The 20748-nt window shown below is 70.8% G+C and carries 20 protein-coding genes; 12 read left to right on the forward strand and 8 right to left on the reverse strand.

Annotation, left to right across the window (positions count from 1 at the left end; all coding sequences use genetic code 11):
- Positions 1 to 39: 39 nt before the first annotated feature.
- Positions 40 to 1533 carry a protealysin inhibitor emfourin gene (locus tag ASG91_RS04015; RefSeq protein ID WP_056921353.1) on the reverse strand — a complete coding sequence of 498 codons (1494 nt, stop codon included), beginning with the start codon at positions 1531 to 1533 and terminating at the stop codon, positions 40 to 42.
- Between the two features lie 182 nt (positions 1534 to 1715).
- On the opposite strand from ASG91_RS04015, the gene ASG91_RS04020 reads away from it, so the two are divergent.
- Genes ASG91_RS04020 through ASG91_RS04035 form a run of 4 tightly spaced genes read left to right on the forward strand, consistent with a single transcriptional unit; the run spans position 1716 to position 7412 of the window.
- A complete protein-coding gene (locus ASG91_RS04020) occupies positions 1716 to 4343 on the forward strand; it encodes a response regulator (RefSeq protein ID WP_235545388.1) in 2628 nt (875 codons plus the stop codon).
- A complete protein-coding gene (locus ASG91_RS04025) occupies positions 4340 to 4723 on the forward strand; it encodes a response regulator (protein WP_056921354.1) in 384 nt (127 codons plus the stop codon). The genes ASG91_RS04020 and ASG91_RS04025 overlap by 4 nt, the downstream gene beginning before the upstream one ends.
- Positions 4720 to 5850: a response regulator gene (locus ASG91_RS04030; protein WP_056921355.1), complete on the forward strand. Its 1131-nt coding sequence runs from the start codon at positions 4720 to 4722 to the stop codon at positions 5848 to 5850. Before ASG91_RS04025 ends, ASG91_RS04030 begins: the two co-directional genes overlap by 4 nt.
- Positions 5847 to 7412 carry a peptide ligase PGM1-related protein gene (locus ASG91_RS04035; protein WP_056921356.1) on the forward strand — a complete coding sequence of 522 codons (1566 nt, stop codon included), beginning with the start codon at positions 5847 to 5849 and terminating at the stop codon, positions 7410 to 7412. Before ASG91_RS04030 ends, ASG91_RS04035 begins: the two co-directional genes overlap by 4 nt.
- 27 nt (positions 7413 to 7439) lie before the next feature.
- On the opposite strand, the gene ASG91_RS04040 is transcribed toward ASG91_RS04035, so the two are convergent.
- Positions 7440 to 7625 (reverse strand): hypothetical protein, encoded by a 186-nt coding sequence (locus tag ASG91_RS04040; RefSeq protein WP_057376201.1) that lies wholly within the window; start codon positions 7623 to 7625, stop codon positions 7440 to 7442.
- Positions 7626 to 7768: 143 nt separating this feature from the next.
- Between ASG91_RS04040 and ASG91_RS04045 the strand changes: the two genes are divergently transcribed.
- Positions 7769 to 8425 carry a Crp/Fnr family transcriptional regulator gene (locus tag ASG91_RS04045; protein WP_056921358.1) on the forward strand — a complete coding sequence of 219 codons (657 nt, stop codon included), beginning with the start codon at positions 7769 to 7771 and terminating at the stop codon, positions 8423 to 8425.
- 52 nt (positions 8426 to 8477) lie between these two features.
- Here ASG91_RS04045 and ASG91_RS04050 read toward each other — a convergent pair whose 3' ends face one another.
- The 6 genes from ASG91_RS04050 to dnaA form a co-directional block, all read right to left on the reverse strand.
- A complete protein-coding gene (locus ASG91_RS04050; RefSeq protein ID WP_056921359.1) occupies positions 8478 to 8936 on the reverse strand; it encodes a thioesterase family protein in 459 nt (152 codons plus the stop codon).
- A 50-nt stretch (positions 8937 to 8986) separates the two neighbouring features.
- Positions 8987 to 9592 (reverse strand): DUF721 domain-containing protein, encoded by a 606-nt coding sequence (locus ASG91_RS04055; protein WP_371262028.1) that lies wholly within the window; start codon positions 9590 to 9592, stop codon positions 8987 to 8989.
- On the reverse strand, positions 9585 to 10787 hold the full coding sequence (gene recF, locus ASG91_RS04060; RefSeq protein WP_056921360.1) for a DNA replication/repair protein RecF: 1203 nt from the start codon (positions 10785 to 10787) through the stop codon (positions 9585 to 9587). The genes ASG91_RS04055 and recF overlap by 8 nt, the downstream gene beginning before the upstream one ends.
- A 29-nt stretch (positions 10788 to 10816) precedes the next feature.
- Positions 10817 to 11878 carry a phosphogluconate dehydrogenase (NAD(+)-dependent, decarboxylating) gene (gene gnd, locus ASG91_RS04065; protein ID WP_056921361.1) on the reverse strand — a complete coding sequence of 354 codons (1062 nt, stop codon included), beginning with the start codon at positions 11876 to 11878 and terminating at the stop codon, positions 10817 to 10819.
- A 111-nt stretch (positions 11879 to 11989) separates the two neighbouring features.
- The gene (dnaN, locus tag ASG91_RS04070; protein WP_056921362.1) at positions 11990 to 13123 is read right to left on the reverse strand and encodes a DNA polymerase III subunit beta; all 1134 of its coding nucleotides are present in this window, start codon (positions 13121 to 13123) and stop codon (positions 11990 to 11992) included.
- Positions 13124 to 13826: 703 nt separating this feature from the next.
- Positions 13827 to 15329, reverse strand: a complete 1503-nt coding sequence (gene dnaA, locus ASG91_RS04075; RefSeq protein ID WP_056921363.1) for a chromosomal replication initiator protein DnaA — start codon at positions 15327 to 15329, stop codon at positions 13827 to 13829.
- Between the two features lie 469 nt (positions 15330 to 15798).
- On the opposite strand from dnaA, the gene rpmH reads away from it, so the two are divergent.
- The 7 genes from rpmH to ASG91_RS04110 all read left to right on the forward strand — a co-directional run bounded on the left by rpmH (position 15799) and on the right by ASG91_RS04110 (position 20739).
- On the forward strand, positions 15799 to 15936 hold the full coding sequence (gene rpmH / locus ASG91_RS04080) for a 50S ribosomal protein L34 (RefSeq protein ID WP_056882794.1): 138 nt from the start codon (positions 15799 to 15801) through the stop codon (positions 15934 to 15936).
- Positions 15937 to 15946: 10 nt separating this feature from the next.
- On the forward strand, positions 15947 to 16315 hold the full coding sequence (rnpA, locus tag ASG91_RS04085) for a ribonuclease P protein component (protein ID WP_056921364.1): 369 nt from the start codon (positions 15947 to 15949) through the stop codon (positions 16313 to 16315).
- Positions 16312 to 16563 carry a membrane protein insertion efficiency factor YidD gene (gene yidD, locus ASG91_RS04090; protein ID WP_056921365.1) on the forward strand — a complete coding sequence of 84 codons (252 nt, stop codon included), beginning with the start codon at positions 16312 to 16314 and terminating at the stop codon, positions 16561 to 16563. Before rnpA ends, yidD begins: the two co-directional genes overlap by 4 nt.
- Before the next feature lie 102 nt (positions 16564 to 16665).
- Positions 16666 to 17706: a membrane protein insertase YidC gene (gene yidC, locus ASG91_RS04095; RefSeq protein ID WP_056921366.1), complete on the forward strand. Its 1041-nt coding sequence runs from the start codon at positions 16666 to 16668 to the stop codon at positions 17704 to 17706.
- An 11-nt stretch (positions 17707 to 17717) separates the two neighbouring features.
- Entirely contained in the window at positions 17718 to 18416 is a 699-nt protein-coding gene (locus ASG91_RS04100; RefSeq protein ID WP_082593959.1) for a R3H domain-containing nucleic acid-binding protein, read from the forward strand.
- Positions 18417 to 18456: 40 nt separating this feature from the next.
- Positions 18457 to 19278 carry a 16S rRNA (guanine(527)-N(7))-methyltransferase RsmG gene (rsmG, locus tag ASG91_RS04105; protein WP_082593896.1) on the forward strand — a complete coding sequence of 274 codons (822 nt, stop codon included), beginning with the start codon at positions 18457 to 18459 and terminating at the stop codon, positions 19276 to 19278.
- 387 nt (positions 19279 to 19665) lie between these two features.
- Positions 19666 to 20739, forward strand: a complete 1074-nt coding sequence (locus ASG91_RS04110) for a ParA family protein (protein WP_082593897.1) — start codon at positions 19666 to 19668, stop codon at positions 20737 to 20739.
- Positions 20740 to 20748 lie beyond the last annotated feature (9 nt).

Consider the following 20748-nt stretch of genomic DNA (forward strand, 5'->3'; position numbering starts at 1 on the left):
TCGTGACGCCGAACGGCCCGGGTCCGGTCCCGGTCCCGGTCACCCGCCGAGGGTGCGTTGGAACAGGTCGCGCACCGGCTCCGGTATGCCGTGCTCGGGCAGGGTGACCTCGTCACCGTCCGGGGGGCAGGCCACGTGGTAGGTGAAGGCGTCGGGGACGGGTCGGGTCGGTGCGGCGGCGGCCAGCGCCTCGAGGCGGTGCTCGCTGAGCAGCGTCCGCCAGCCCTCGGCGTCGTCGTCGGGCAGCTCCGCCAGCGCCACGGTGCGGGCGCGGCGCTGACCGGCCAACCCGCCGGTGCGCCGGACCTGGACCTGCGTGGCCGAGGGCACCGGCTCAGGCACCGGCTCAGGCACCGGCTCAGGCTGCGGTCCGGGCGCGGGCTGCGGCGCCGGCACCGGGGCCGGCACCGGGGCCGGTGCGTCGTCGTCGGTGGGGGCCTCGGCGGTGAGCACGCCGACCTGCTCCCAGGCCGACCGGATGGCGCTCGCCGGGGCCGACCCCGCGGCATACCGGCGCTCTGCTGCGTCGACGGTGAGCCGCGCGAACGTGGCGAAGTCGGCTGTCGCGGTCAACCGACCGCCGGTGAGCACGTCGAACCAGACCTGGCCGGCGACCTCCCACGCGGGGCCGCCGAGCGCCGTCGCCGCGAGGTAGAACGCGTGGTTGGGGATGCCCGAGTTCACGTGCACGCCGCCGTTGTCGTCGGTGGTCTCGACGTAGTCGGCCATCGTCGCGGGCTGGGGGTCGCGGCCGAGCTGGGGGTCGTCGTAGGCGGTGCCGGGAGCCTTCATCGATCGCAGCGCCACCCCCTTGACCTGCGCGGTGAACAGCCCGGCGCCGATCAGCCAGTCGGCGGAGGCGGCGTCCTGGCCGAGCGCCTGCTGCTTGACCAGCGAGCCGAACACGTCGGAGATGCTCTCGTTGAGCGCCCCCGACTGGCCCCGGTAGACGAGCGCGGCGGTGTGCTCGGTGACCCCGTGGGTGAGCTCGTGCCCGATCACGTCGACCGCGATCGTGAACCGGTTGAACACCGTGCCGTCGCCGTCGCCGAACACCATCTGGGTGCCGTCCCAGAAGGCGTTGTCGTAGCCGCGGCCGTAGTGGACCGTGCCGAGCAGCGGGAGCCCCTGCCCGTCGAGGGAGTCACGGCCGTAGGTCCGGTCGAACAGGCTCCAGGTCTGCCCGAACCCGGTGTAGGCCTCGTCGGCCGCGGGGTCACCGGTCGCCGGCTGCCCCTCGGTGCGGACCGTGGTGCCGGGGGTGGTCTGGGTGCCCTTGGCGTCGGCGATGGTGCGCTGCGGGCCGGTGCCGTCGTCGGCATGGGGGGCGGCGAGCCCGCCCTGGTGCTCGACCGGGTGGTCGGTGGTCGAGGAGGTGCGCGGCACCCCGGCGGAGCGGTGCTCGCGCAGCGTGTGGTCCCGGTCGAGCGAACGGCGAGCGCACTCCGCGACGACCTCGTCGCGGTGCCCGGTCAGTGCGGCCAGCAGGTAGGGCGGGACGATCGTGCAGGCGTGGGTGGGACGTTCGGGCATGGATCCATCGTGCGCTGCACGGGTGACAGCCGCGACCCGGTGGCCGGCCGAGCCGCAGCCGCGGCCCCCTGCCACCCACGATTTCCGCTGGTCAGGGCCGCGCCCAGGGTGGACACTGCCAAGTGGAAGTCGTCGCAGGGACGCGAGTGCTCGAGTGCTGCTCGTCCAGGGGAGGCTGCGACGTGACCACACCGGCAGGGCCGGGGGAGCTGGCGGCCGAGCTGCGGGAGAGCCGTGAGCAGCTCGCCGCCGTCAACGAGGTGCTCTCGGCGGTCGGTCGCTCGGCGGGAGACCCCGAGATGGTCCTCGCCACGATCGTCGAGAGTGCGCGACGACTGTGCCGCTCGGACGCGGCACAGCTGTGCCTCCTCGACGACGAGCGCGTCTTCCAGCTGATCAAGGCGGTCGGCATCAGCGACGAGGCGATCGCCTACATCGCCGAGCACCCCCTGCCGCTGGACCGGGACACCCTGATGGGCCGCGTCGCCCTCGACCGCCGGGCCCAGCAGATCGAGGACGTCGTGGCCGACCCGGAGTACGGCCGCCTGGACCTCCAGCGGGTCGCGGGGTTCCGGACCACGATGGGCGCACCGCTGGTCGTCGACGACGAGGTCGTCGGGGCGCTGGTGCTGTGGCGCAACCAGGTCAGCCCGTTCGCCGAGCGTGAGCTGACCATCGTGACCGCCTTCGCCGGGCAGGCGGCCCTGGCCATCAACGGCGTCCGGCTCGTGCAGGAGCTCCAGGCCGGCCGGGCCGAGCTCGCCCGCCGCGTCGACCAGCTCGAGGCCCTCGCCGAGGTGGGGGAGGCCGTCAGCTCCAGCCTCGACGTCGACGAGGTCCTCACCACGATCGTGAGCCTCGCCGTCGAGCTCTCGGGCACCGACGGTGGCTCCCTGATGGAGTTCGACGAGCAGACCCAGCTGTTCTCCGTGCGCACCACGTTCGGCACCGAACCGCGCGTGGTGCAGGCCTTGCGGGCCACCCGGATCCACATCGACGAGACCCTCGTGGGCCGGGCCTGCCTCGAACGCTCGCCACAGCAGATCGAGGACCTCACCCGGACGGAGCGGGACCCCCACCTGGCCGTCCTGTATGCCGCGGGGTGGCGTTCCGTCGCTGCCATCCCGATGGTGCGCTCGGACCGGGTCGTCGGGGCCATGGTGGTGCGCCGCAAGTCGCCCGGGTTGCTCAGCGAGGAGACCTGCGAGGTGCTGGAGGCGTTCGCCAGCCAGTCCACGATCGCCCTGACGAATGCCCGGCTCTACCAGCAGCTGGAGCTGCAGAGCGCCGAGCTGGCCGAAGCCAGCCAGCACAAGTCGGAGTTCCTGGCCAGCATGTCGCACGAGCTGCGGACCCCGCTCAACGCGGTGATCGGCTTCTCCGAGGTGCTGCTCGAGCGGATGTTCGGGGACCTCAACGAGCGGCAGGAGGACTACCTGCGCGACATCCTCAACTCGGGCCGGCACCTGCTCGCGCTGCTCAACGACGTCCTCGACCTGAGCAAGGTCGAGGCCGGGCACATGGAGCTCGACCCCACCGAGTTCGACGTCGCCGAGACGGTGGACTACGCCCTGTCGATGGTCCGCGAGCGCGCGGTGGCGCACGGCATCACGCTGACCCGGGAGGTGGCGCCAGAGGTCGACCTGGTCCGGGCCGACGAGCTGCGGTTCAAGCAGATCCTGCTCAACCTGCTCAGCAACGCGGTGAAATTCACCCCGGACGGCGGGAGGGTCGAGGTGCGCGCCCGGGTGGTCGGCGGCGACCTCGAGCTCACCGTGTCCGACACCGGGATGGGCATCGACCCCGCCGACCAGCAGCGGATCTTCGACTCGTTCCAGCAGGGTGGCCGCACCGCCCGCCAGGTGGAGGGCACCGGTCTCGGGCTCACCCTCACCAAGCGGATCGTCGAGCTGCACGGCGGGCGGCTCTGGCTCACCAGCGAGGTCGGCCACGGCAGCACCTTCGGCTTCTCGATCCCGCTCGACCGCAGCCTCACCGCGACCCCGCTGGCTGACCACTCGGTCGAGACCCCGGACGAGCGCCCCGTGGTGGTCGTCGTCGAGGACGACCGCAGCTCGGCGGAGCTGATGTCACTGCACCTCGAGGCCGCGGGGCTGCGCCCGGTGGCGGTGCCCAACGGACCGGATGGGCTGGCCGCAGTGCGTGAGCTGGCCCCGGCCGCCGTGATCCTCGACATCCGGCTCCCGGGGATGGACGGCTGGGACGTCCTCGGCGCGATCAAGGGCGACCCGCACACGGCGTCCACCCCCGTGGTGGTGGTCTCGGTGATCCACGAGCGCGGGCGGGGGTTCGCGTTGGGTGCCTCCGACTACCTCGTGAAGCCCGTCGCCCGGGACGACCTGCTCGCGGCCCTCCGGCGGCTCGTCCCGCTCCCGGTCGACCAGGCCCAGCGCAAGGTGGCCGTCTTCGTTGACGACGACCCGCTGGCCCTCGAGCTGGTGCGACTGGCCCTGGAGCCGGCCGGCTGGGTGGTGCACACCTGCACCACCCCGGACGTCGCCCTGGCGCTGATCCGGACCCACCAGCCCTCGGTGGTCCTCGTCGACCTCCTCATGCCGGAGACCGACGGGTTCGAGGTGGTCGACCTGCTGCGGTCCGACCCGCAGACCGCCTCGGTCCCGGTCGTGGTCCTCACCGCCAAGACCCTCACCTCCCACGACCGCGAGCTGCTCGACGGACGGATCGAGTTCGTCACGTCCAAGAGCGCCGTCGACCTCGGGCTGCTGGCCGTGCGGCTGGCCCAGATCACCGCCGGACCGGTCCGGTCCCGCGGTCGGGAGGCGGGATGAGCAGTCGGGTCGTCCTCCTCGTGGAGGACAACGAACGCAACCTCAAGCTCGCGCGCGACGTGCTGGAGTATGCCGGCTTCACCGTCCTCGTCGCGACCACCGGTGAGGAGGCGGTCGCCACCGCCCAGAGCTCCGTCCCGGACGTCATCCTGATGGACCTCCAGCTGCCGGGGATCGACGGCCACGCGGCCCTGTCCCTCCTGCGGGCCGACTCCTCCACGTGGCACATCCCGGTGGTGGCCCTGACCGCCTTCGCCATGGCGCAGGACCGGGACCGCGCCCTCGCGGCCGGCTTCGACGGGTACCTCGAGAAGCCGATCAGTGTCCGCAGCTTCCCCGACCAGGTACGTGCCCACCTCAGAACGGAGGACCCCCGATGACGACCGACGACGCCGTGATCCTGGTGGTCGACGACCTTCCGCAGAACGTGAAGCTGATGGATGCCGTCCTCACCCCGCGAGGGTTCACCGTCCACACGGCGGCGTCGGGGGAGGAGGCGCTCGAGTGGCTGGCGACGCAGGTCCCCGACCTCGTGCTCCTCGACATCCTGATGCCCGGGATCGACGGCTACGAGACCTGTCGCCAGATCCGCGCCAACGCGGCCACCTCCTTCCTGCCCGTGGTGATGGTGACTGCCAGCGGCCAGGAGCAGAAGCTGCGCGCCATCGAGGCGGGGGCCGACGACTTCGTCACCAAGCCCTTCGAGCAGGCCGAGCTGCTGGCGCGGGTGCGCTCGCTCGTGCGGGTGAAGCGCTACCACGACACGATCGAGCGGCAGGCTGCCGAGCTGGCCGACTGGAACCGCGAGCTCGAGGCCAAGGTCGCGGCTCAGGTGACCGAGCTCGAGCGGGTCGGGCGGCTGCGCCGGTTCCTGTCGCCGCAGGTGGCCGGGCTGGTCGTCGAGAGCGGCGACGACACCTTCCTGCAGAGCCACCGCAGCGAGATCACGGCGGTCTACTGCGACCTGCGTGGCTTCACCAGCTTTGCCGAGACGGCCGAGCCGGAGGAGGTGATCTCGGTGCTGCGGGAGTACCACGAGGCGCTCGGTGACCTGGTCTTCCGGTTCGAGGGGACGCTCGAGCACTTCGCCGGTGATGGCTTGCTGGTCTTCTTCAACGACCCGATCCCGTGTCCGGATGCGCCGGAGCGCGCGGTGCGGATGGCGGTGGCGATGCGGGGCCGGGTCGCCGAGCTGGCGGAGGGCTGGCGCAGCCGCGGTCACGACCTCGGGTTCGGGGTGGGCATCGCGCAGGGTTACGCCACGCTCGGCCGGGTCGGGTTCGAGGGGCGCTACGACTACGCGGCCATCGGCACCGTGACGAACGTCAGCGCCCGGCTCTCGGACCTGGCCCAGGCGGGGCAGATCCTCGCCACCCAGCGGGTCGTGACGGGGGCGGCCGAGGTCGCGGTGACCCGCTCGCTCGGGCCGACCGAGCTGCGCGGCATCACCCGGCCGGTCGAGGTGTTCGACGTCCTCGGCCTCGACGCGGCCAGGGTCGCGCCGTGACCACGCTCGACGTCTCGCGGCCGCTGGGTGAGCTGGACGAGCAGGAGCGCAACGCGGCATACGACCGCCTGCAGAGCCGGCTGCCCGCGGTCTGGAGGTCCATGCGGCTCAACGAGCCCGGCGAGTCCGTCGTGGTGGTGCCGTCGGTGTCCCTCGACCGCGTGACGGCCAAGGTAGGGGCCATCAACCAGGCGATGGAGGAGCGCTACCTGTTCCTGTTGCTGCTGCTGCGGCAGCCCCGGCTGCGGATGGTCTACGTGACGTCGGGCCCGGTGGACCCCGCGATCGTGGAGTACTACCTCGCGCTCCTGCCGGGCGTCATCCCCAGTCACGCCCGCGCCCGCTTGTCGCTGGTGTCGGTGGGGGACCTCACCGCCCGTCCCCTCACCGAGAAGCTGCTGGAGCGGCCCCGGATCCTCGCCGACATCGGGGCGCTCATCCCCGACCGCAGCCGCTCGCACCTGGTGCCCTACACGACCACGACCCTCGAGCGGGACCTCGCCCTCGAGCTCGGCATCCCCATGTACGGCGCGGATCCGCGGCACTTCGCGCTGGGGACGAAGACCGGGTGCCGGCGGCTGTTCGACGAGGCCGGTGTGGACTACCCCGCCGGCTTCGAGGACCTCCGCTCGGTCGACGCCATCGTCGACTCCCTGGCCCAGCTGCGCGCGCGCCGACCCGGCGTCGAGGAGGCGATGGTCAAGCTCAACGAGGGCGTGGCCGGCGCCGGGAACGCCCTCGTCGACCTCCGGGGACTCCCACCCACGGGGTCGCCGTCGGAGCGGGCCGACCTCGAGGGCCGGGTGCGGACGATGGAGCTGGAGGGCAAGACCGTCACGCACGACCTGTACTTCGCGAAGTTCGCCGAGCGCGCCGGCATCGTCGAGGAGCGGATCATCGGCCAGGAGGTGCTCAGCCCGAGCGTGCAGCTGCGGATCACCCCGCTCGGCGAGGTGGAGGTGCTGTCGACGCACGACCAGATCCTCGGCGGCCCCACCGGTCAGTCCTACCTCGGGTGCCGCTTCCCGGCCGACCCCGAGTACGCGGGCACCATCACCCGGCAGGCGAGCGCGGTCGGGGCCCGACTGGCCGAGCTCGGCGTGCTGGGGCGGTTCGCGATCGACTTCGTGGTGGTCCGGCGCGGCGCCGGGTGGGAGTCGTACGCGATCGAGGTCAACCTCCGCAAGGGCGGGACCACGCACCCCTTCCTGACGCTGCAGTTCCTCACCAACGGTCGGTACGACAGCCAGACCGCGTTGTTCACGACTCCCGCCGGGCGGGAGAAGCACCTGGTCGCCACCGACCACCTCGAGGACCCCAGCCTGCGCGGCCTGCGCGTGAACGACCTCTTCGACGTCGTGGCCCGGACCGGCCTGCACTTCGACCCGGCCAGCCAGACCGGCGTCGTGTTCCACATGATCAGCTCGGTGACCGAGGCCGGCCGGGTGGGGATGACGGCGGTCGGCGACACCGCGGCGAAGGCGCAGGAGTGGTACGACAGGGCGGAGCGGATCCTCCTCTCCGAGGCCCGCTCCGCCGCCACCCCCCGATCTCTCCCCTGAGGGGGTGGCCCCGAGCGCGTCATGAGCTCAGGCAGCGATGGTGGTGGCGTGCCGCAGCGCCTCGACGACGACCTGGTGCCAGTTCAGCTGGCTCAGGTCGGTGCGGCAGGACGCGCTGCCGCACTCGCAGGACCACACCCACCTGCCGCGCACCTTCTGGACGACCGGGTGGTGGTGGGCGAGGTCGGGGTGGTGTCGGTGGTTCCGCTTCATGACCGCCTCCTTCGTCCGTCCCTCCCGGGTGGTCCGGGTGGTCACTCCACGGTCGCGGTTGGCGACTGGACGGTCTGTGCACGGGCGGACGGAGCGAACGTGCTCGTCGTGACACAGTGAAATCGCCTGTGGTGCACTGAGTCATGGAGTGGCAGCTGCTTCGCGCCCTGACCGAGGGGGAGCGCCGTGAGGTCCTGGCCATGGCGCGGCGTCGTCAGTTCAAGCGGGGCGAGATCCTCTTCCACGAGGGTGACCCCGCCGACACGGTGCACTTCATCGCCGAGGGCCGGGTGATGGCCCGGCGGACCTCACCGATGGGCGACTCGGTGGCCTTCCGGGTGATCGGACCGGGGCGCGCGCTCGGTGACGTCGCGGTGGTGTCGACGGCCCAGCGCCGGAGCTCCACCGTGACCGCGCTCGAGCCCACGACCACCCTCAGCCTGACCTTCGGCGAGTTCGCCCAGCTCTGTGCGGCGCACCCCGGGATCCAGACCCACCTGGCCACCCTCCTCGCCGCCCGGGTGAAGCGGCTGTCCGACCACCTGCTCGAGGCGCTGTTCCTGCCCACCGACCGCAGGGTGGTGCGCCGGCTGCTCGACCTGTGCGAGCAGTACGAAGCCGGGCCCGACCGTCCCGTCGTCATCCCCCTCACCCAGACCGACATCGCCGAGCTGGCCGGCGCCACCCGTCCGTCGACGAACCGGGTGCTGCGGGCCCTGGAGACCGAGGGCCTGCTGCGGTTGCGCCGCGGACAGGTCGAGGTCGTCGACCGAGCCGGCCTGCGCCGCAAGGACCGCTGACCCCGGCCGACAGCCCTCACGTCTGCTGGCAGAGCTTGGGGGTGAGGGGCGGTCAGCGCTGGGCCACGGCCCGCTCGAGGAGGTCGCGCACCGCCGCCGGCATGGGCACGGTGCCACGCGAGTCGCGGTCGATGTAGACGTGCACCCAGTGGCCGAGCGCGGCGATCGCGGTGTCCTCCGCGTCGAACAGGCCGAGGCCGTACGTGATGCTGCTGCGACCCAGGCGCTCCACCCGCACCCCGACGTCGAGCGGCCGCGGGTACTCCAGCTCGCGGAAGAAGCGACAGCCCGACTCGGCGACGACCCCGAGCTCGCCCCCCGCCATCGCGTCGGACTCGCCTGCGGTGATCAGCCAGGCGTTGATCGCGGAGTCGAAGAGCTCGTAGTAGACGGCGTTGTTCAGGTGGCCGTACATGTCGTTGTCCGACCAGCGCGTGGTGACCCGGGTGACGTGGTCGAAGTGCTCGCGGGTCAGGGACCGGTCCACGGACCGGTCGGCGTCGGCCGTCATGGTCCGATCCTAGGCAGGGAGCGGTCCGGGCCAAGCAGGAGATCCAACGCCTACCCGTAGGTGTCGCGTGGACCGGGTCCGGTCGACCGGCGCGGTCCCTTCTTCCACGAGGGCGCGCTCGGACCGACGATCTTGAGGGCGGTCACGGTGTCCTTGCCGACCTCGCCCTCGAGCCGGGTCATGATCGACGACTCGAGCAGCTTGAGCTGGGTCGCCCAGGCCGTGGAGTCGGCCCGCACGGTGAGGACCCCGAACTCGAAGGTCACCGGCGTGCAGTGCTGCGCCACCTCCTCGCCCACGATGTCGGGCCAGCGCCCCATCACCGAACCCACGGCCACATCGACCTTCCACCCGCGGTCGGCCATCAGCCGGTCCATCTGGTCGCCCAGCAGCAGCGGGTCCCGGCGGTCGGTCGGAGCGCCCGGGGTGGGCCGCCCGATCTGCCTGCGGCGCATCGGTTTCAGCCCGGGTCGCAACCCCTTCTCGCGCGCCGCCGCACGGGCCCGCTGGAGCGCGGCCTCGGCCGCGTCGTCGACCAGGGCGGTGTCGTCGAGCAGGGATGCGTCCGCACCCGGGTCCACGTCAGGGGAGTCGTCCGGCGCCTCGCTGGTGCCGTCCCCGCCTGGCCCGCGGCCGTCGTCGGGCTCCTCACCCACGCCGCGCCACCTCCCCGAGCGTGACCGTGAAGGTCTGGCCCACCAGGCTCTTCGGCACGTCGGCGTCGACGGCGGCGGTGATCAGCACCTGCTCGCAGTCGGCGACCATCGCGGCCAGCCGTTCGCGGCGCCCGGTGTCGAGCTCGGCGAACACGTCGTCGAGGATCAGCACCGGGTCCTCACCGAGGTCGTGCCGCAGCAGCTGGTATGCCGCGAGCTTGAGTCCCAGCGCGAACGACCAGCTCTCGCCGTGGCTGGCGTAGCCCTTCGCAGGCAGCTCGCCGAGCGACAGCACGAGGTCGTCACGGTGCGGTCCGACGAGGGAGATCCCGCGTTCGACCTCCTTGTCGCGCACCTCCTCGAAGGTGGCCAGCAGCTCGGCGCGCAGTGCCTCGATCTCGGGTACCTCACCGGCAGCGAGCGAGGCCGCGGCCGACTCGCGCAGGCTGCTCTTGTAGGAGGCCCGGGCGTCGGACTGCCCGGCGCTCACCTCGTCGTAGGCCTTGGCGAGGTAGGGGCCCAGGTCGCGCAGCAGGCGCAGCCGCGCGTAGAGCAGCTGCGACCCGACCGCGGCCAGGTGGTCGTTCCACACGTCGAGGGTGTGCAGAGCCGATGCGCGGGCGTCGTCCACCGGTTCGTCGACAGGGCGCGACGGGGGTCGGCGCCGAGATCCCTTGCGCAGCAACGGTTGTGCCGACTTCAGCAGGGCGTTGCGCTGCTTGAGTGCCCTGTCGTAGTCGCTGCGCACGCCGGCCCACCGTGGTTGCCTCGCGACGAGCAGGTCGTCGAGGAACCGCCGCCGCTCCGAGGGGTCACCCTTGACGAGGGCCAGGTCCTCCGGTGCGAAGAGCACGGTGCGCAGGGTGCCGAGCACGTCGCGCGGCCGCGACACGGGGGAGCGCCCGAGGCGGGCGCGATTGGCCCGCCCGGGGTTGACCTCCAGCTCGAGCATGGTCTCCCGGCCATCGCGCACGACCGCCCCCCGGATGACGGCCTGCTCTGCCCCGAACCGCACCAGCGGCTGGTCGGTCGACACCCGGTGGCTCGACAGCGTCGCGAGGTAGCCGATCGCCTCGACCAGGTTGGTCTTGCCCTGCCCGTTGAGCCCGACCAGCGTGGTCACGCCCGGCTCGAGCGGCAGCTCGGCCGTGGTGTAGCTGCGGAAGTCGGAGACGGTCAGGTGCCGGACGTGCACGGTCCTCGCTCAGGCCTGGCAGTTGGATGTCATCGTGCAGCACGCTTGCGCGTCGAGCCGGTGCCCGAGGAGGGCCCGGCGCTGGCGGCCTTGCGGCCCTTCGCCGCCGCCTTGGCCGCGCTCTTGGTGGGCTTCTCCTTGGGCTCCACCTTGGCCTCGACCGCCTTCTCGTGCTTGGGGGCACCGTCGGCGCGCAGCTGCTCGCCCTCGGCCACCGACATGACCTGGTGTCCGCCGAAGCCACCACGCAGCGCCGCGACGGCCTGCATGGTGGGCGACTCCTGCTGGCGGGACGCGAACCGGGAGAACAGCGAGGCCGAGATGACCGGCATCGGCACCGAGTTGGCGATCGCCTCCTCGACCGTCCAGCGCCCCTCGCCGGAGTCGACCGTGTAGCCCGAGACGTCCTCGAGGTGCGGGTTCTTCTCCAGCGCGTCGACCAGCAGGTCGAGCAACCAGGACCGGACGACGGTGCCGCGGGTCCAGGCCTTGAAGGCGCCCGGCACGTCGGTGACGATGTCCTTGGCCTCGAGCAGCTCGTAGCCCTCGGCGTACGCGGCCATCAGGCCGTACTCGATGCCGTTGTGCACCATCTTCGCGTAGTGGCCGGCGCCGACCTTGCCCGCGTGGACGAAGCCTTCGTCGCGCGGGCCCTCGGGACGCAGCGCGTCGAAGATCGGCATCGCCTTGCGGACGTTGGCCGCAGTGCCACCGACCATCAGGCCATAGCCGTTCTCCAGACCCCAGATGCCACCGCTCACCCCGCAGTCGAGGTACGCGATCCCCTTGGTCTTCAGCAGCTTGTCGTTCTCGAAGTCATCGGTGAACCGGCTGTTGCCACCGTCGATCACCATGTCGCCCTTGTCGAGCAGCTTGGCCAGCTGGGCCACCGTGTCGGTGGTCGGCGCACCCGACGGCACCATCACCCACACCGTGCGGGGGGCGTCGAGGGCCTTGACCAGGGCGGCCAGGGTCTTGACGTCCGACACCTTCGGATCGCGGTCGAAACCCACCACCTCGTGGCCGGCGCGGCGGATCCGCTCGCGCATGTTGCCGCCCATCTTGCCGAGACCGATCAGACCGAGCTGCATGAGACGACGCCCTTTCAAATGGGTGGAGCGTGTGGGTGGTGCGGTATGCCGCGGAGCCGGCTGCGCGGCATACCTTCGGGTGCGGCCCGCTCAGGCTACGCCCGGGTGTGGTCAGCTCGCGAAGCGAACGGGCATCAGCACGTAGCGGTAGGTGGTGTCGGCCTCACCGTCCACCTCGTCCTGGCCGGACAGCACCGCCGGGCGCGACGGCTGGGTGAACGAGAACCGCGAGTAGTCGGTGCCCACCGCGCCGAGTCCGTCGAGCAGGAACTGCGGGTTGAAGGCGATCTCGATCTCGGGCCCGGTCAGGGTGGACTCGACCGCCTCGGAGGCCTGGGCGTCGTCGCCGGTGCCCGCCTCGATGGCCACTTGGCCATCGCTGAACTTCAGTCGCACGGGGGTGTTGCGCTCGGCCACGAGGGCGACGCGCTTGACCGCCTCGATGAGCTCGGAGGTCTTGATCACGGCCTCGGTGTCGACGCTGGTCGGGAAGATCGAGGTGACCTTCGGGTACTCGCCGTCGAGCAGGCGGGTGGTGGTGCGTCGCTGTCCGGCCTCGAAGCCGACCAGGCCGTCACCGCCGGCCGAGGAGCCGAGCGCGACCTCGATCGAGCCGGAGGCACCGAGCGCCTTGGCCGTCTCGGACAGGGTGCGGGCCGGGACCAGGGCCAGGTGGCTCGCGTCGGTGGCCTCGGGGTTCCAGGTCAGCTCGCGCATCGCCAGCCGGTAGCGGTCGGTCGCGAGGAGGGTCATCTTGTCGCCCTCGATCTCGACCCGCACGCCGGTCAGGATCGGGAGGGTGTCGCCGCGGTCGGCCGCGATCGAGACCTGGGCGACGGCCTGGGTGAACACGTCGCCGGCGATCGTGCCGCTGGCGGTCGGGGAGGTCGGCAGGGTCGGGTAGTCGTCGGCCGGCATCTGCATCAGGCTGAACCGCGACGAACCACAGACGACCGAGACCTTGTTGCCCTCGGTCGCGACGTCGACCGGCTTGGACGGCAGGTTGCGCGAGATGTCGGCGAGCAGCCGGCCCAGCACCAGGACGGTGCCACCCTCGGCGACCTCGGCCGCGACGGTGATCTTGGCGGAGACCTCGTAGTCGAAGGCCGAGAGGGTGAGGGTGCCCTCCTCGTTCGCCTCGAGCAGCACTCCCGCCAGGACCGGCACCGGCGGACGGGCCGGGAGGCCGCGGGCCACCCACGTCACGGCATCGGCGAGGACCTCACGTTCGACCCGGAACTTCACCGTGACTACCTGCCCTTCGCGTGCGGCCCCGCCGCTGAAAACTTCAAGAATGTGATTGCGGACTGACCCTAGTGCTCACCGTGCGGTCGGCCAACCCGGATCGGGCAATCCGCCGGGCCGGATCTCGGTGGCCGAACCTCCTGGCATTTCCGGTGTTCCTCCAGAGGGCGGGCCCAGGTTTGGTACTCGGGGCTGGATCCATGACTAGGGAGGGGTAGTCGTTGTCATAGGGGGTGTGGATCCTGTGGACGACCGGCATCGGTGCAGGTCAGCGCGGCGCGTCCGGTGTGCACGAGAGGTGGACGGGCCGGCGGACAAGCTGGTCCGGGTTGTGGAGGCGGTCCGGCCGCCCACATGGTCTCCACACGGCATACCCGCGTTGTCCCCAGTCCCGAAGGGGTCGTGCACTCGTTGTCCACCGGTTGTCCACAGGCCTTGGGAAAAGATCATCCATTCAGACGATGGTCGTGGGGGCCGAATACATACCCACAGAGTTGTCCACAGGTGTGGACCACGGGATCTGAGCCGCGTTTGTCCGTTTCCCGAGCATGGTCCGTGCTCGTCTGAGCACGCTCGAGGCGACTCCCGGCCAACATGTCGGGAGGATGAACAAACCTTCACAGCTGTGCACAAGCCTGTGGAGAACGTCCCGGCGACTGGGGAAGGCGCTGGGGAAGGGCCTGGCGAGCTGCCGATCGTCCGGTCAGCGGGACTGCTGCTTGATCCGGTTGGTCAGCTCGGTGACCTGGTTGTAGATCGCCCGGCGCTCGGCCATCAGCTGCCGGATCTTCTTGTCGGCATGCATGACGGTGGTGTGGTCGCGGCCGCCGAACTGCTGGCCGATCTTGGGCAGTGACAGGTCAGTGAGCTCGCGGCACAGGTACATCGCGATCTGCCGGGCGGTCACCAGGACGCGCGAGCGGGACGTGCCGCAGAGGTCCTCGATGGTCAGCCCGAAGTAGGCCGCCGTCTGGGCCATGATCGTCGCGCTGGTGATCTGGGAGCCCTGCTCGTTGGGGATCAGGTCCTTGAGCACGATCTCGGCCAGGCCCATGTCGACGCTCTGGCGGTTCAGGCTGGCGAACGCCGTGACGCGGATCAGGGCGCCCTCCAGCTCGCGGATGTTGGTCGAGATCCGGCTGGCGATGAACTCGAGCACGTCGTCGGGAGCGCTCATCCGCTCCTGGATGGCCTTCTTGCGCAGGATCGCGATGCGGGTCTCGAGGTCGGGCGGCTGCACGTCGGTGAGCAGACCCCACTCGAACCGGCTGCGCATCCGCTCCTCGAAGCCGCTCAGCAGCTTGGGCGGCAGGTCGCTGGTGATGACGACCTGCTTGTTCGCGTTGTGCAGGGTGTTGAAGGTGTGGAAGAACTCCTCCTGCGTCTGCACCTTGCCCTGGAGGAACTGGATGTCGTCGATCAGCAGCACGTCGACGTCGCGGTAGCGGCGCTGGAAGTTGCTCGCCTTGTCGTCGCGGATGCTGTTGATGAAGTCGTTGGTGAACTCCTCGGAGTTCACGTAGCGCACCTTCACGTGCGGGTAGAGGTTGCGCGCGTAGTGCCCGATCGCGTGCAGCAGGTGGGTCTTGCCCAGCCCGGACTCGCCGTAGACGAACAGCGGGTTGTACGCCTTGGCCGGCGCCTCGGCGACGGCGACGGCGGCCGCGTGGGCGAACCGGTTGCTCGCGCCGATGACGAAGGTGTCGAAGGTGTACTTCGGGTTGAGCCGGGTTGCCGACTCGTCGGTGACGCTGAGCACCTCGTCGCGCGGGCGGCGTTGCTGCTCGGTCGCGGGCGTGAGCGCGTAGACGTTGTCGCCCTGGCCGGGCACACCCATGCCGGAGCTGATGGTGCCCTGCAGGTCCGAGCCCAGCGTGAGGACCGGGGTGCCCGCGGCCTCCTCGACGTAGCCGGTCGTGTCCTCGGTGTGGTGGGCGTCGTCGAGTGAGGTGTCGACCGTGACCGCGAGGTGGACCTGCTCCCCGAGCTGCGAGGAGAGCGCCCGGGTCACGGCGTCGCGCACGCGTTGCTCGACGACGTCCTTGGTGTAGTCGTTCGGGACCTTGACCAGGGCGGTGCCGTCGAGCAGGCCGGCCAGGCGGGCCAGCGTGAGGAACGCGCGCTCCCGAGCGGGGAGGCCGTCGGCGTCGAGGGTGGCGATGGTGTTCTGCCAGATCTGTGTGAAGTCCAGATCTGTGTCACTCACCGGTCCCACATCCCTTTCGACGGTCTTCGCGGATCTGCCCTGTCGCAGGGTCTGTGCTGGTCTGCCGTGCCTCAGCATGCCTTGTCCACATGGTTATCCACAACCTGTGGGCAAGGAACGGGACGAGGAGGGACGCTAACAACAGCGGCGGCACCTCGGCAACCGAAACGGCCGAAAATTGGCCTCCCCGGGCCAAAATCGAGGTGTGACCTCGGCGTGTCCCCGGGGCGAACCGGGACCAGCGGTGCTAAAAGCCCCGGGTATGCCGGGTGGTCAGCGCTGGTTTGACCCTGCCCGTCGCGCTCGCGTACCTTTGACCAGGCCTGTCGGCCGCTTTCGCATGCCCGTGACGCCCCTGGATCGTCGGTGAGTCCCACCGGTGGTCGAGGCGCGGGCCTCCGATTGCGGCCGAACAGGCGCCCCAAGCACTCAGCAGGCCACCCGGGCCTGACCAGTAACGGAGATCCTCGTGAGCAAGCGTACTTTCCAGCCGAACAACCGTCGTCGGGCCAAGACCCACGGCTTCCGCCTGCGCATGCGCACCCGTGCGGGCCGCGCCATCCTGTCGGCCCGCCGCGCCAAGGGCCGCTCCGAGCTCTCCGCCTGAGGCCGACCCCGTGCTGCCCGCGGGGCACCGGCTCCGTGCGAGCTCGGACTTCGCGGCCACCTTCCGGGGGCCCAGGGGAGCCCGAGCTGGCTCCACGCTGATCGTGGTCCACGCCAACCAGGCCGACGCGCGTGCGGGACAACCGCCGCGGGTCGGTTTTGTTGTCTCCAAGGCCGTGGGCAACGCCGTGGTCCGCAACCGCACGAAGCGGCGGCTGCGCGCCCTGATGGCGGCCCGGCTCTCGGCTGTGCCCGCTGGGACGGACCTCGTCATCCGCGCGAATCCCGTTGCAGCACAAGCGAATTCGGCTTCCCTCGCGATCGAGCTCGACACCCTCCTGGCGCGGGTGTCCGCGCTGCTGGGGGCGACTCGGGCGTGACCACCCTCAAGCGAGCCACCGCGGCGCCCCTGATCGGGCTGCTGCTGTTCTACCAGCGGTTCATCTCCCCGATGACGCCGCCGACCTGCCGTTACTACCCGTCCTGCTCGTCGTACGCCCTGACCGCCATCCGCCGCTTCGGACCCGTCAAGGGAACCTGGCTGGCGCTGCGGCGGTTGGGTAGGTGCCACCCGTGGGCAGCCGGCGGGGTCGACCACGTTCCTGCCCGACACGCCCACGCCGCCTAGCGGCCGGGCACCAGACCTGCCGGCCACGCGGCATACCCACCACGCGACCGGAACCACCGGTGGACCGTCACCTCGACGGGACACCACCAGATTGAGGACGACATGAGCTTCAGTGACCTGATCTACCCGTTCGAGTGGATCGTGGCGTGGATCCTGTACGGCTGGCACACCCTCTTCACGACCCTCGGCATCCCGTCGGCGTCAGGGGTGGCGTGGACGCTGTCCATCGTCGGCCTGGTGGTCGTCATGCGCGCCGCGATGATCCCGCTGTTCGTGCGGCAGATCCACGCCTCGAGGCGGATGCAGCTCATCCAGCCCGAGATGCAGAAGATCCAGGCCAAGTACAAGGACAAGAAGGACCCCGACTCCCGTCAGGCGATGACGCAGGAGACGATGGACCTCTACAAGCGGACCGGCACCAACCCGTTCAGCTCGTGCCTGCCGATCCTGCTGCAGTCCCCGTTCTTCTTCGGATTGTTCCGGGTCCTCAACGGCCTCAAGAAGATCTCGGACGGGACGACCGACCCGATCGGTCCGATCTCCCGCAAGCTGGCCGGTGAGGCGGAGGCATCCACCTTCTTCGGTGCGCAGCTGTCCGACCGGTTCATCGGTGCCAACAGCCTCACCGTGCAGATCGTCACCGTGGTCCTCATCATCGCGATGTCGGCCAGCACGTTCACCACCCAGCGCCAGCTGATGATGAAGAACATGCCGGCCTCGGCACTGGACAACCCGTTCGCCAAGCAGCAGAAGATGCTGCTCTACCTGATGCCGATCTTCTTCGCGATCTCGGGTGTCAACTTCCCGATCGGTGTCCTGCTCTACTGGCTCACCACCAACGTCTGGTCGATGTGCCAGCAGTTCTACGTGATCCGCAACATGCCCGCACCCGGGTCGCAGGCCGAGAAGGCCATGCAGGAGCGCCGGCGCAAGAAGGGCAAGCCGGTCGAGGAGTTCACCGTCAAGGGCCTCGACAAGCCGACCGACGAGGCCGAGGCCCCCAAGCCCAGCGGCCAGCGCGTCCAGCCCTCCCGGAACAAGAAGAAGAAGGGTGCTGCGGCCAAGCCGGCCACCAAGGCGACCGCGAAGCCCGCGACGGCGCCCAGCGCCACCACCGACCCCAAGCCCCAGACCGACAACTGAGAGTGATCACCATGACCGAGCACAACGACACCGTCGTGGACGACACCCCCGCCAGCGACCAGGCCGCCGACCAGGGCGTCGACGCGACCAGCGAGACCACCGCGGCGATCGGTGCTGAGCAGGCCGACGTGACCACGGACGACGCGACCGACACCGATGCGGACGGCGACAGCGACACCGACGCAGACGCCGACAGCGAGGAGGCGGACCCGTCCGCCACCTCGCGCCGGCGTCCGGCCAAGGTGGCCGACCTCGAGCGCGAGGGCGAGGTGGCCGCCGACTTCCTCGAGACCCTGCTGGACATCGCCGACCTCGATGGCGACATCGACGTCGACGTGGATGGCGACCGCGCCGCCGTGTCCATCGTGGACTCCGACGAAGGTCGGGTCCCCCGCCGCCTGGTCGGCCAGGACGGCAAGGTGCTGGAGGCCCTCCAGGAGCTGACTCGGCTGGCCGTGCAGTCGGCGACTGGTGAGCGCAGCCGCCTGATGCTCGACGTCGCCGGCCACCGCGCCGAGCGCCGGTCGACCCTGGTCGAGCTCGCCCACGCGGTGATCGAGCAGGTCAAGGCGACCGGCGAGAAGGCCGCCCTGGACCCGATGACGGCGTTCGAGCGCAAGGTGGTGCACGACGAGGTGCTGGCCGCAGGCCTGTCCTCGGAGTCCGACGGTGTCGAGCCGCGCCGCTTCGTCGTGATCCTCCCGGCGTGACCCGAGCGACGACCACCGTGTTTCACGTGAAACAGCGCGCATGACATCGCACGAACGCACCGACGACGGGCGCGGGACCGGGGAGACCGGGACCGCGCCCGTCGCGGCATCAGCGACCGAGAAGTCGGCCGCGCTGGCTGCGTCGGACAGCCCCGCTGTGGCGCCGGTTGCCCCGCCGGCCGCGGCCGCGGTGTTCGGTGACCGCCTGCCGCTCGCCGAGCAGTTCGCGGCGATCCTGGCCGACACCGGGGTCTCGCACGGGCTGATCGGGCCCAGGGAGGTGCCGATCCTCTGGGACCGGCACATCCTCAACTGCGCGGTCGCCCATGCGGCCTTCCCTGAGGGCGTCGCCGTGGTGGACGTCGGGTCGGGCGCCGGGCTGCCCGGTCTCGCCCTGGCGATCGTCCGGCCCGACCTGCACCTGCACCTGGTCGAGCCGATGCTGCGCCGCACGACCTGGCTCTCGACGACGATCGAGCAGCTCGGACTCGACAACGGCACCGTGCACCGTGGCCGCGCCGAGGAGTTCGCCGGTGTGCTGTCGGCACCCTTCGCCACCGCCCGCGCCGTCGCCCGCATCGACAAGCTGGCGCGCTGGACCTTCCCCCTCCTCCAGGACGGCGGGACGCTCGTCGCCCTGAAGGGTGGCTCGGCCGCCGAGGAGCTCGACGCGGAGCAGAAGACGCTGCGCAAGCTGGGCATGACATCGGCCCGGATCGAGACCTACGGCGCCGACCTGCTGTCCGTGCCCACCACGACGCTCCAAGTGACGCTCGGCTCCCGCCCGACGCCGAAGGGTCGCTCCAAGGGCGCAGCCCGTCGAGCCGCCAAGGGCAAGGGCACTGCTCGACCCACTCCCTGACCAGTCGCGGCTCGAGACCGACGGTCCGCGGCCCGTCGGCGAGCGCCTGTTTTCGCTTGGGTGTGGCAGGCGCTGCCTCCCGCGTTGTGACTCTGCGGCGCCGTAGGGTTGGATGATGTCCATGGCCAACGAGGTGACTGTGTGAGCACAGCAACGGTGCAACTGACCCAGGGACTGCAACTGACCCAGGGACTTGGATGGCCTCAGCGGCTCGGCCGCGCCAGCACGGCGCTCGGCTGGCCGGCGTGGACCCAAGCCGCCGACGAGGCGGCTGTTTCACGTGAAACGCGGATTGAGGCGGACGCCGCCGCGGGGGCGAGCCACGCGGAACCCACCGACGTTTCACGTGAAACCGACCCGACGGTCGAGGCGGTCCAGGAGACGACGATGGAGTCTGATGCGGTCTCCGAGGCGCCGCCACACACCGGGGACTCGGTGGCTGCGGCTGAGGCGCTGGAGGCCTTGGCCGCCGTCGTTTCACGTGAAACGGACGACCGCGAGGAGGTCGCCTCGTCGCTGCCGCAGGGCGACCGGGACACCCCGTTGGCCCGGGCGGTCGCCGCTGATGCGCGCAAGCGGATCGCCCTGACCGGCCGGGTCTTCCCGAAGCCGCCTACTACTCGCGTGCTGACCGTGGCCAACCAGAAGGGCGGGGTGGGCAAGACCACCACCACCGTCAACGTCGCCGCCGGGCTCGCGCAGGCCGGGCTCAGCGTGCTCGTCATCGACATCGACCCGCAGGGCAATGCCAGCACCGCGCTGGGGATCGACCACCACGCGGAGGTGCCGAGCATCTACGACGTGCTGGTCGAGGGCACTCCGCTCGCGGACGTGGTGCAGGAGTGCCCCGACATCGCCGGCCTGTGGTGCGCGCCGGCCACCATCGACCTGGCGGGAGCGGAGATCGAGCTGGTCTCCCTGGTCGCCCGGGAGACCCGGCTGCAGAAGGCGATCGCCGCCTTTCTCGAGCAGGGTCCCGCCGCCGGACGCCGGGCGCCCGACTACGTGCTGATCGACTGCCCGCCCAGCCTGGGCCTGCTGACGGTCAACGCCTTCGTCGCGGCGCAGGAGGTCTTCATCCCGATCCAGTGCGAGTACTACGCCCTCGAGGGCCTCTCGCAGCTGCTCAAGAACATCGAGCTGATCCGCAACCACCTCAACCCCACGCTGCACGTGTCGACCATCCTGCTGACCATGTACGACGGCCGCACCCGGCTGTCGGCCCAGGTCGCCGAGGAGGTGCGCAACCACTTCCCCGAGCAGGTGCTGCGCAACACGGTGCCCCGCTCGGTGCGGATCTCCGAGGCGCCGAGCCACGGCCAGACCGTGATGACCTACGACCCCAACTCCAGCGGCGCGCTGTCCTACCTCGGCGCCGCCGCTGAGCTCGCCGACCGCGGCGCCGCCGCCACCGCCGACCACCAGACCGCATCCGCGCAGCCAGCGGCCACACGAGAGTGAGAGAAGAGA

It is taken from the genome of Phycicoccus sp. Soil802 (genome assembly GCF_001429605.1).
Lineage (GTDB): Bacteria > Actinomycetota > Actinomycetes > Actinomycetales > Dermatophilaceae > Pedococcus.

Excerpts from the sequence above, each read along its gene's own strand:
- yidC (WP_056921366.1), top strand. The coding sequence starts at position 16,666 with ATGAGCTTCAGTGACCTGATCTACCCGTTCGAGTGGATCGTGGCGTGG.
- rsmG (WP_082593896.1), top strand. The coding sequence starts at position 18,457 with ATGACATCGCACGAACGCACCGACGACGGGCGCGGGACCGGGGAGACC.
- ASG91_RS04025 (WP_056921354.1), top strand. The coding sequence starts at position 4,340 with ATGAGCAGTCGGGTCGTCCTCCTCGTGGAGGACAACGAACGCAACCTC.
- ASG91_RS04110 (WP_082593897.1), top strand. The coding sequence starts at position 19,666 with ATGGAGTCTGATGCGGTCTCCGAGGCGCCGCCACACACCGGGGACTCG.
- gnd (WP_056921361.1), bottom strand. The coding sequence starts at position 11,878 with ATGCAGCTCGGTCTGATCGGTCTCGGCAAGATGGGCGGCAACATGCGC.
- ASG91_RS04045 (WP_056921358.1), top strand. The coding sequence starts at position 7,769 with ATGGAGTGGCAGCTGCTTCGCGCCCTGACCGAGGGGGAGCGCCGTGAG.
- ASG91_RS04015 (WP_056921353.1), bottom strand. The coding sequence starts at position 1,533 with ATGCCCGAACGTCCCACCCACGCCTGCACGATCGTCCCGCCCTACCTG.
- ASG91_RS04040 (WP_057376201.1), bottom strand. The coding sequence starts at position 7,625 with ATGAAGCGGAACCACCGACACCACCCCGACCTCGCCCACCACCACCCG.
- ASG91_RS04100 (WP_082593959.1), top strand. The coding sequence starts at position 17,718 with ATGACCGAGCACAACGACACCGTCGTGGACGACACCCCCGCCAGCGAC.
- ASG91_RS04050 (WP_056921359.1), bottom strand. The coding sequence starts at position 8,936 with ATGACGGCCGACGCCGACCGGTCCGTGGACCGGTCCCTGACCCGCGAG.
- ASG91_RS04030 (WP_056921355.1), top strand. The coding sequence starts at position 4,720 with ATGACGACCGACGACGCCGTGATCCTGGTGGTCGACGACCTTCCGCAG.